Origin of the sequence: Sunxiuqinia elliptica (genome assembly GCF_900113005.1) — a bacterium.
GTDB lineage: Bacteria > Bacteroidota > Bacteroidia > Bacteroidales > Prolixibacteraceae > Sunxiuqinia > Sunxiuqinia elliptica.
Genome location: NZ_FONW01000017.1, coordinates 64,837 through 75,559 on the forward strand (window position 1 = coordinate 64,837; position 10,723 = coordinate 75,559).

A 10,723-nucleotide genomic window follows, 5' to 3' on the forward strand; every position below is an offset into this window, starting at 1 on the left:
CTGAAAGATTATTTCACTTCGTTCTCAATGACCTAGGCCTCCCTACATTATTCCATCCGTAGCTCGGTGAAACTAAAAAACTGCACAACAGAAGCTGAAAGTTAAGCTATTTTGAATAGTTTTGGCAGCAAGATGGCAAATTTATCCGAACAACGAATTATGGTTCATTGCGACTTTTCAGAGTCAATGAATACGGCAATTGTCCACGGCGCAAGAATAGCCGGCATTTTCAAAAAAGAGCTTTGTCTTTATCATCCTTTGAAAAAAGCGGACAAATCGGAAAAACTAGCTGCCCAAAAAGCACTTACCAAGATCATCCACCAATTGAAAGAAAATTTGCCTCACCTTCCGATTTCCAGCCTGACTTTGAAAGGCGACCTCGAGCAAGGGATTGACCGAGTGGCTGAACAATACGATGGAATTATGTTGGTACTAACTGCTGAACACCTTAAAGCCAAGCTCCGAGCATTGCAAATTAGCCAGATTCCTTTTCTCTTTGTTCAGACCAATAAAGAGCGTTCGTTGACTTACCAAAAGCCGATACTGCCTGTTGATTTCCGAAAAGTGATGAAAGACACTTCGCTATGGGCTAGTTATTTTGGTCGTTTCAATCAAGCTGAAGTTACGGTGGTGAATGCAACTGAAAAGAATCCAGAGAATGCAACAATGATCCGAAAGAACCTGAAGTTCATCAATCAACTTTTGACCAAATTGCATTTGGATTTTAACCAGCAAAGCTGTTCCAAAGGAAGTTTCGCCTTGCCATTTGAAGCCTTAAAAAGCTGCCATGCTGATGGGTATGACCTACTGATTATGCCTTCGAGCAAAAACATCAGCCTACTCGATCTTATCATTGGCCTGCCAGAGTCCAAAGTCATAAAAAAAGCCGGAGAAATTCCCGTTTTATGTATTAATCCCAAGCGGGATATGTACATTCTGTGTGATTGAGGATCGATAACTCATATAAGTATCGGGATTTGGAATCCCGACGAATCTGTTATTTTAATCTGTATTTTACTTGGGACGCATAAAATTTATCCTAAAAAATAATCAAAGATGGAATTTAATGTACATGAAGTAGAGTATAACGGACTACATTTTATAATAGAGGAAGATTTTCCAGAAGTTGGAGCATACTTATATATCTATAAGGATCGAGAATGTATCAAAGACTTTTTACAAAATGATGTTAATACATCTAAAAAAATAGCTTTTGAAGAATATAAGGTCCCATTTGAAAGATGGAAATTTTAATAGCCTCCTTGCTGGCGCGGGTCTGTGCCCCATGCCTTGCTTTGCAAAAGTAAAAGTTTGCCCTAATGGACTCCTTCTGGATGTTCCTGCTTCTGTATTTACAGGTTGGCACAAATAAAGCTACAGCCCCTGCTTCGAAAGACAGTCCTCAAATACCCCACTACCGAAAGAAAAGCCACTACCTGCAAATTGTAGGGGAATATGAATAATTTTGCCCCCAATAAAGAAGATATTCAAAACAGCCTAATTTTGAATAAGTTTTAATGAAAATAGAAAGTTTTACCATGCAAAACACTCAAAATATCGATAGGAAAAAATTATTGGTTGTTTTTATTCCAGGAATATTTATTATATCTATTTTTCTTTTTTTCATTTTCAGAAATACCAAATGTGAGAAATTGTTAAGTAAAAACAGTGGTATATCCCAAATGGCATATTCATACTATTCAGAAGAACACATGAAAGGTAATGGGACAAGAGCGGTTTCAACAGGGTTCTACTTTGATTATGAGGGAGAAAAATATAAGGTGACTACAAAAAGGTTTGCCAAGCCCATTGCTATTGGAACTCCAATAATAATCCGTTTCATTCCGGAGTCTCCTGATTGTAATGAGATTTTATGGGATTCAGTTTTTATTTATGAAAATATCAAGTATGAATATCTTTATGAGGGAGAAAAAGGGTATGAATGTAAATCAACGAAAATTGAAAAATGAAATAAGAGCCTCAGTTTAACCGGGGCTTTCTTTACTTTAGAAGCCCTGCGTTTTTGAGCAATTCAATAATTTGTTCTTTGATAATGTTTTCGAGCTGGCTTTTGCCATAGATGTACACGAGGGGTAAGCTTTGGGTCGTTTGCAAAGACCATAAATAGCGAGATTGCATAACAAAGCATTTCTTGATAACGATCTTATCATTGGCCTACCAGAATCCAAAGTCATAAAAAAGACGGAGAAATTCCCGTTTTATGTATTAATCCCAAGCGGGATATGTACATTCTGTGTGATTGAGGACCATTCCATGCTTCGAATTCAATTAATTATTTTTCCTTTGTACTACGATAGTTCAAACCAATCAAAACGATACAAAAACCGAAACCATGCGTAATGTTCTTCTCATAGCATTGATGCTATTGGCAGTTAGTGGCTTTGCCCAAAAATTTGAATACGATGTATTATTTCACGGAATTGGAGATAACCGCGAATTTTTTAGTGGAAAAGCAGAATCACAAACAATTTTAGGAGAACGAACGAGTTTTGCCATTGGGACTACTTTGGATGAAAAACACCAATTCCGCATTGGCCTGAGTCATTTGTATGAATTTGGTAGTGAATTGGGCGACCAAAAACCCAAGTTAACCGCTTATTACCATTACGAAGACAAGCAAAAAGAATTTTACTTTGGTGCTTTCCCTCGTTTGGGACTCATTGACTTTCCGTTGGCATTAATCACCGATACTTTTTTATACTATCGTCCCAACATTGAAGGACTTTATGGAAAATATTCCTGGGACTGGGGACACCAAGCTGGCTTTGTTGACTGGACCAGCCGCCAAACAGAAACCAAACGAGAAACTTTTATGGCTGGTTTTTCCGGTGAAATGGGTACTGATTACATCTTCTTTCAAAACTACATTACCATGTTTCACTATGCCGGAACAGCCAACCGGGTTGAAGGAGAACATATTCATGACAACTTGGGAACGGCGCTGTTTTTGGGAACAAACCTCGACCAATTTTTACCACTCACCAATGCTTATTTCCGGCTGGGCTGGATGCATTCCAAATTTAAGATTCGTACGGTAATGGACGATTTTGAAACCGCCAACAGTATGCTTGGCGAATTTTATGGTGAACTAAAAAGTTTTGCGCTGCGCTCGACCTTACATATGGGAGAAGGCCACCACGTAACCAACGGCGATCGTTTTTACGATGTTGATAACTATTGGAGAACGGATGTGATTTGGCGTTTTCTATCGAGCAAGCATGTTGAAGGCCGCTTCAACCTATCGTTTCACTTGGTTGAAGGCGACCTTGATCAATCTCAGCAGTTATCTTTAATTTACCGTTTCGGCAGTTGATTGAACGCCTACTAAATCCATTTCGTCCAACAAATAACCAGCTCCGGCGAATTTCTCAATAATAAACAGAATATAGCGGGCATCAAGCATGATGTTTCGACATTGTTCAGGATCGAACATGAGATCACTCATTGTGCCTTCCCAGCAACGGTCAAAGTTTAATCCAACCAATTGTCCTTGTGCGTTCAGTGCCGGACTTCCTGAGTTTCCTCCGGTCGTATGTATTGATGCGATGTAGGCAACAGGAACTTCTCCGTTCACTTCGTAGGTTCCAAAATCACGCGCCTCGTACAAATCAATCAGCTTTTGAGGAATCTCATAATCCGGATTCCCGGTTGCATTCTTTTCAATAATTCCGTCCAAAGTGGTGTAGTGTTTATAATTAACACCATCGTATGGTTGATAGCCTTCCACCTGGCCGTAGGCTACCCGCAAGGTAAAGTTGGCATCTGGATACAAACGCTCTTCTTTTTCCAATGCAAGTATTCCTTTCATATACACTTTTTGCACGGCATCAATCTCTTGCTTGATACCATTGTAAACATGCTCAATATTATTTGCATAGTGTGTTTTTAAAGCTCTGAAAAGTTCCACTAAAGGATCTTTCTGCAACTTCAAAATCCATTTCTCATCAAAAGAACCTGCAATTTCTTCCATCTTCTGCGGATCAACTAAAGCTGATTTTTGATAGACTTTCCGAATCAGCTTTTCATCGTCATACTTGTCAAACAGTTCGACAAATTGAGATGGAAGAAAACTTGCGTCCAAATCACTTCTCAATATTCGAAGTAGACTGATGAAAACATCCTGATCAGTCGCCTGATCATAGTCATCGTAAAACTCAGTCAGTTTTAAACTGAGTGCTTTCCGGTAAAGTTCCTGACGCTTTTCATCCAAACGTTCCCAGCCACGATCATTTTCGGGCAAGTAAGTAATCAAGTCGAACACATCAATTCCCCGAAAAACAACTTCCTGGTAATAGTTATAAGCTTTATCAAACGGGAGCAAATCAACATACAGTTTTTCAAACTGGGGTAAAACTTGTCCATAAGTTGCTTCTAACCGGTCATCATGCAAGTACCAGGTTTCAAAATCAGCTTCATAGGCTTGCTTCCGTTCTACCGCTTTCAGGCGATCCAATCCTCGAATTTCACCTTTCCAGCGCTTCCAGGAATTACTTGTACGCGCATGTTTCGATGCATACTGAATCCGCACCTTTGGATCCGCTTTCATGTGCTTATTAAACACGTTGAGTTTGGCAGTCCGAATTTTAATCCGATCCGGATTGCTTTGATTTTTGATCATCTCAATAGCTTGCGAAGGCAAATATTGCCTTGTCGAGCCAGGATAGCCCATCACCATCATAAAATCGCCAGGAGCAACGCCTTCCAACGAAATAGACAGCCAATTTTTGGGTTGATAAGGAACATTGTCTTCTGAATAAGGTGCTGGCTCATTATTCTCATCAGCATAAACCCGGAACAATGAAAAGTCACCAGTATGGCGAGGCCACATCCAATTGTCTGTATCTCCTCCGAATTTACCAATTGAGCGAGGGGGAGCTCCAACTAAACGAACATCCGTAAAAACGTTATAGACGTATAAAAAATACTGGTTTCCGTAAAACAATGGTTTTACAAGTGCTTCGTGATTTTCATTATCCGAAGCATTTTGCTGTATTTTAACAATATTGCTATTTACCTTTTCTTGAAACTCTGCTCCCTGTAAGCCCTCGGTCCCAACCAAGACTGAATCGGTTACATCTTCCATACGATCCAAAAACTTGGCAGTAAGTCCAGGGTTTGGCAATTCTTCGTCTTTCGACATCGCCCAAAATCCATCGGACAGATAATCATGGTCGAGCGAACTATGCGACTGAATTGCAGAAAATCCGCAATGGTGATTGGTCAACAACAAACCTTGTTCGGATATAATTTCGCCTGTACAGCCTTTTCCAAAAATAACAATAGCATCTTTCAAACTATTTTGGTTGATGCTGTACACATCTTCAGCATCCAGCTGGAAACCCATGTCCTGCATCTCCTCAATGGTATACTTATCCAACAAGGTTGGCACCCACATTCCTTCTTTTCCAAATGAAAGGATGGAAACAGACAGGACAACAATAACTAGTAATATTTTCTTCATAATTCAACTATTTCCGGGCAACAAGATGTCGCCCAAATAACATTAAAAAGCCTGATTGGATGAATCAGGCTGAAAGAAGTTGCTGGAATCAGAACTTCTTCAGAAACTGATAAACTTTATGAACGGGTAAGCCCATCACATTGAAAAACGATCCTTCAATTTTCTTGACTCCAACGTAGCCAATCCATTCCTGGATACCATAACCTCCGGCTTTGTCGTAAGGCTTAAAACGATCGATATAATATTTGATTTCGCTGTCATTAAGCTCATCAAACCAAACTTCAGTTACCGCATGAAAAGAATATTTCTTTTCAGCTGATTGCATGTTTACGCCGGTAATTACTTGGTGTTGACTTCCGGATAAGTGTTTCAACATAGCCACTGCTTCATCCTTATTGGCGGGTTTCCCTAACACCTCATTGTCTTTCCAAACAATCGTATCGGCTGCAATTACCAAACTATCATCCGGAAGACGTTTCCGCACCGCAGTTGCCTTCAGTTCTGCCAAATATTCGGGAATGGCCGTCATGCCTAATTCAGGAGGAAAGTACTCTTCAACATCGGACACAAGCACTTGAAAATGCAGGCCCAGCTCCTTTAATAACTGCTGACGACGGGGTGATTTGGACGCTAAAATTAGCTGGTATGTATCTAAATTTTGAGGTGTCATCTAAATTGATCTCCAAAAATAAGAATGTTCATTAATCCAAGTGTTTTGCGCTTTCATCACTTGTTCGATGATATCGCGGGCACACCCTTCTCCCCCTTTCTTGTCCGAAATATAAGAAGAAATTTCCTTAATTTCGCTGACCGCATCCAATGGACAAACGGGTACTCCAACAGCCTCCATCACTTGATAATCAACCAAGTCATCTCCCATGTATAAAATCTCATCAAGTTTGACACCGGTCTTTGCCATAAAATCATCCAGGCATTTCATTTTATCTCGAACTCCCATGTAAATATGGTTTACTCCAAGGCTCTCGTAGCGCATTCGAACACGTTCCAGATTGCCCCCGGTAATAATGCCAAGATGATAGCCCATGTTCACCGCATTACGCATAGCATAACCATCTTTAACATTAGCCGTTCTTGTCGGAACTCCATCTTCATCCAAGACCATCGTATCCAATGACAAAACCCCGTCAATATCAAATATCAAGGCTTTTACATCCTTCAGTCGTTCTTTGAAAAAAGTCATTTCTTATTTTTTCTTTGTTGCATGAAAAATACTCTCGGATACCATACGATACATTTTTTGCATTTCAGGTTGATCCGACAATAAATTCAAATGCTTATTAATAATCGATTCATCAAAACGGACAGCTGGCCCTGTTTGTGCGTCCTTTGGCTTAAGAGTCATCACCTTTTGAGCCGTCTCCTGAATAAGTGGCTTCAACAGCTCAAAATCCAATCCCTTGTCCTCCAAGAGCAAATCTCCTAAATGATACAAGTGATTGACAAAATTACACGTGAAGACTGCTGCCAGGTGAAGTGTTTTCCGTTCTTCGGAGCTTACCGCTTGTACGTGTTTCGACAGCTTTTCCCCGAGTTTTTCAAGTTCAGCATAAACCGCTGTTGAACTGGCTTCCAAACAAATCGGAATTGGGCCAAATGAAACATTTCGCTTTTTCGAAAATGTTTGCAAAGGATAAAACACACCAAACTGCTTAAAATAAGGAGCTAAAATATCCATCGGAACACTTCCTCCTGTGTGCACAACAATGGCGTCAGTTTTTATTTGCTTAAGCACTTCATGTAAAGCATCGTCTTTTACAGATACAATCACCAAATCACTTGGCTTCAAGTTCTCAAGCTCAGTTAGGTATGAACACTCCAACAACTCTCCCAATTCCCGAGCAGATTTCTCTGTCCGGCTATACACTTGTTTCAAGGGGATCCCAGCCTTCTTAAGAGCTAGCCCCAACTGAGTAGCCAAATTGCCCGCTCCTACTAAACTCACTGATTTAATCATGTCCGTTCCGTCTTTTCAAACCACGAAAGTAACAAAAAACATAGCAATAGGCGACCTCTTATTGTCAGTTTCATCTCATTAAGTTGTATCGCCCTTTTGCATTCGATGTACACCTTAACACATGCATCACCCTTTTTTAATCATTTTGGAAGTCTTTGCAGGAGATTTAACTGTTAACTACTATTTTTACACTTAAACCAAGAACTGTGAAAAATACCTGTTTTTTTAATTCAACTTCGTTTTGGGGTGGAGGTGAAAAGTCGCACTTAGAATACGCCTCTAATTTTCAACGACGCAATTACCAGGTTTGTCTGGTCACCTCATCAGGCTCAGAACTCGAAAAAAGAGCACAAGAGCAAGCGATTCCGGTTTTTGGATTCCGGATTGGAAAGCTTTCTTTTTTGAATCCTTTCATGATAAATAAACTCGCTCGTTTTTTCCGTAGCCAGCAAATTGATACGGTTTTTCTAAACTCATCGGCCGACCTAAAAACTGGAGGTTTGGCCGCCCGAAAGGCTCGTATCAAGAATATTGTTTACATGCGTGGGCTAGCTGTTCCCGTAAAAAACAGTTGGCTTAACCGCTATTTGTTAACACGAGTGGTTACCCATCCTGTCCCCAACTCCGAAGACACGAAAAAAATGTTTCTCCAAAAACTGTCCTCGGTACTTCCTTCAGAGCATGTTCCTGTGATTTACCGTGGAATCAATTTTGAAGATTGGGATAAACGGGCGGTTAACCCGCACATTTTTCGAGAGAATGATGAACTTATTCTGGGGAATGCTGGTCGGTTAGTCAAACAAAAAGGGCAAGATTTTTTAATTGATGTTGCCCGTGAACTCAAACAAAAAGGAGTTCGATTCAAATTGGTCATAGCTGGAGTTGGTCCCTTAGAACAAGAACTCAAAACTAAGGCACTGAACAATGGGCTCGAAAAGGAAATCATTTTTCCGGGCTTTTATAAGAATATCCGCGACTTTTTAGCCGGAATTGATGTATTCCTGTTCCCTTCGCTCTGGGAAGGCTTTGGAAATGCGATGGTGGAAGCCATGTATGAAAAGAAGCCTGTTGTCGCCTTCAACTTAACGAGTAATCCTGAAATCATCCAATCCGGAGAAAATGGATTCTTGGTTGATTACCCTAAGCTTGACGATTTTGTTACGACGATCTTAAAGCTGGCCCAAGATGAAAAGCTTCGTCAGCATATTGGAGAAGAGGCCCACCACTCCGTAAAGGGTCGTTTTTCATTCGACCGTATCATTCAGGATTGGGAAAAGCTACTGGATTAAGTTATTGGATCTTCTTGTTTTGATGTTGTAAGAAACAAGCAATAAAATAGGGCAAAATAGCTACTTCCTACATGTGTTTCAAAATTAGAATCACCAAGGTTTGCAATTACCATGCTAACCAAAAACAGTAAAAAAAGCGGATTTCGATAAGCTTTGGAAATAACCACAGGATAAGCAATCACAAACACAATCCAAAGTAAGCCAATCAACCCAAATTTTACCATGTAATTTAAGTACTGGTTATGCGCGTCGCCATAACGCGCTGGATCCATCTGTGACTGATTCTTTTCATAAGCTTCCCGGTAAGCTGTTTTCCAGTTTCCCGTGCCCACTCCAAACCAGAAATGATCTTTTATAATGGTCAAGGCTGCTTTGGTGTACTCAATACGTTGCGAAATTGACTGATGATTGGCATAGCCTGTTTTGAAATAGGTATCCAGCTCCCAAATGGTCGTATACAAACGGGGATAAAGCGACAATCCTTTATTCGCTAAAATGTAATTACTCACCCCCATCTCAATATTCCGAATATCATCATCAGTCAGCTGCTCAACTCCTTCGGCATCCTTTCGCAAATCTTTCGACGTTAAATAACGCACCAAGGTGTGTTTTACCTGGTAACCATATCTATCAATGTCTTCATATTTCAAATTAGCTCGCTTATTCCAAGCCTGCTTCATTTCCTTCTCACACCAATATAGCCCAACGTAATGCCCATTTTCAATCCGTTGATTGTTCAAATCATGTTGATAAGTGTTTCCTTGTGCTGTTGTTTGCTCCAATTGGGTTTCGTCAACAACATCAATATCGTAATAACGGCTAATGGCGTATGAGAGATAAGCAACAGGAGCAATCAACAAGAATAATATAAATACCCAAGCGATTCTTCTCCATCGCAAACTTTTCACCTTTGGAACTAACATGAAAATGCCAACTAGAGCTGTGCCCATAAACGTGAAGATTCCGGTGAATGACTGGTGCCAAATTAAAAAGAGTAAGAAGAAGATCACCAAAGCCCCAGCTATCTTTTTGTTTCTGTTAGAAAGCACTCCCCGCTTAACCGCAAACCAAACAGTTAAAATAATAATGGAAAAGATGACCTGAAAACTAAAGCGGATATGATGAATAAATCCTGCTTCCTGCGCCCGAAGCACGGAAACCTCGTCGGTTAAGTAAAATTGCAACATCGTAATGGCAGCAGAACCAGCAACAGCCACAACAAAAATCTTCAAGATATTCAGGATTTGCTCTTCACGCAGTGGCTTTGCCAATAGAAAAGCTAAAGGGATAATCAAATAAGGTAAGTTCTTTTGAAGGTCGTATAAGCCCCAATGCAGGTCTCTTGTAAAAACAAACCCTACGAGGTAGATCAAATAAATTCCCATAAACCAAACAAGTCCTTTTTGTTCCCTCAGTTGCTGCGAAAAAGATCTTCGCTCGCGATCTAAAATGGAAGCTAACAGCAGGAGTACACCACTAATGGATATGAGGGCTTCAGAAAAAGGCAGCGCTATTGCAAATACAATCAAAGCTGCATAAAACCAATGGATATTCTTTGTTTTGATCATCTCGGGTAGCAAACTTACAAACCTAACGCATAAAATGGAAAAAAATTATTCCCTATTTCAAGGCATAAAAAAACCCTGAGCTCTGGAAGAACACAGGGTTTAAAAAGAAGGGCGACGACCTACTCTCCCACATTTCTGCAGTACCATCGGCGCTGGCGGGCTTAACTTCTCTGTTCGGAATGGGAAGAGGTGGAACCCCGCCGCTATAATCACCGTAAATCTTTGTTTTGCTTACTTCTCCCTATTAAGGAGAGTACTCAACACTTAAATACGTTTAAACATATCGGGAAAAATGTAAATTAACCTACAACCTTAAAACTTCAAGGAAAGTCTACGGGTAATTAGTACTGCTCGGCTTTGCCATCACTGACTTTACACCTGCAGCCTATCAACGTGATAGTCTCTCACG

10 protein-coding genes and 2 rRNA genes are annotated in these 10,723 nt (G+C 40.3%); 5 read left to right on the forward strand and 7 right to left on the reverse strand.

Annotated elements, in window-relative coordinates:
• Positions 1-132 precede the first annotated feature (132 nt).
• The 4 genes from BM156_RS19710 (at position 133) to BM156_RS19725 (ending at position 3,334) form a co-directional block, all read left to right on the forward strand.
• Positions 133-948, forward strand: a complete 816-nt coding sequence (locus BM156_RS19710) for a universal stress protein (protein WP_139218344.1) — start codon at positions 133-135, stop codon at positions 946-948.
• 108 nt (positions 949-1,056) lie between these two features.
• The gene (locus tag BM156_RS19715) at positions 1,057-1,254 is read left to right on the forward strand and encodes a hypothetical protein (RefSeq protein WP_093921628.1); all 198 of its coding nucleotides are present in this window, start codon (positions 1,057-1,059) and stop codon (positions 1,252-1,254) included.
• A 263-nt stretch (positions 1,255-1,517) separates the two neighbouring features.
• Positions 1,518-1,970 (forward strand): hypothetical protein, encoded by a 453-nt coding sequence (locus BM156_RS19720; protein WP_093921629.1) that lies wholly within the window; start codon positions 1,518-1,520, stop codon positions 1,968-1,970.
• A gap of 383 nt (positions 1,971-2,353) precedes the next feature.
• The gene (locus tag BM156_RS19725) at positions 2,354-3,334 is read left to right on the forward strand and encodes a hypothetical protein (protein ID WP_093921630.1); all 981 of its coding nucleotides are present in this window, start codon (positions 2,354-2,356) and stop codon (positions 3,332-3,334) included.
• Here BM156_RS19725 and BM156_RS19730 read toward each other — a convergent pair.
• The 4 genes from BM156_RS19730 to BM156_RS19745 form a co-directional block, all read right to left on the reverse strand.
• Positions 3,311-5,482, reverse strand: coding sequence for a S46 family peptidase (locus BM156_RS19730; RefSeq protein WP_093921631.1), 2,172 nt, complete (start codon positions 5,480-5,482; stop codon positions 3,311-3,313). The genes BM156_RS19725 and BM156_RS19730 overlap by 24 nt on opposite strands.
• An 88-nt stretch (positions 5,483-5,570) precedes the next feature.
• Positions 5,571-6,152 (reverse strand): Maf family nucleotide pyrophosphatase, encoded by a 582-nt coding sequence (locus BM156_RS19735; protein WP_093921632.1) that lies wholly within the window; start codon positions 6,150-6,152, stop codon positions 5,571-5,573.
• A complete protein-coding gene (locus BM156_RS19740; protein WP_093921633.1) occupies positions 6,153-6,683 on the reverse strand; it encodes a KdsC family phosphatase in 531 nt (176 codons plus the stop codon). It abuts the gene before it with no gap.
• 3 nt (positions 6,684-6,686) lie between these two features.
• Entirely contained in the window at positions 6,687-7,457 is a 771-nt protein-coding gene (locus BM156_RS19745) for a Rossmann-like and DUF2520 domain-containing protein (protein WP_093921634.1), read from the reverse strand.
• A gap of 206 nt (positions 7,458-7,663) precedes the next feature.
• On the opposite strand from BM156_RS19745, the gene BM156_RS19750 reads away from it, so the two are divergent.
• Entirely contained in the window at positions 7,664-8,746 is a 1,083-nt protein-coding gene (locus BM156_RS19750) for a glycosyltransferase family 4 protein (RefSeq protein WP_093921635.1), read from the forward strand.
• Here the strand turns inward: BM156_RS19750 and BM156_RS19755 are convergent.
• The 3 genes from BM156_RS19755 to BM156_RS19765 form a co-directional block, all read right to left on the reverse strand.
• Positions 8,743-10,314: an O-antigen ligase family protein gene (locus tag BM156_RS19755; RefSeq protein WP_093921636.1), complete on the reverse strand. Its 1,572-nt coding sequence runs from the start codon at positions 10,312-10,314 to the stop codon at positions 8,743-8,745. The two genes, BM156_RS19750 and BM156_RS19755, sit on opposite strands and share 4 nt — an antisense overlap.
• A 106-nt stretch (positions 10,315-10,420) precedes the next feature.
• A 5S ribosomal RNA gene (gene rrf, locus BM156_RS19760) occupies positions 10,421-10,531 on the reverse strand.
• A 104-nt stretch (positions 10,532-10,635) separates the two neighbouring features.
• Positions 10,636-10,723, reverse strand: a 23S ribosomal RNA gene (locus tag BM156_RS19765); the annotation flags it as partial.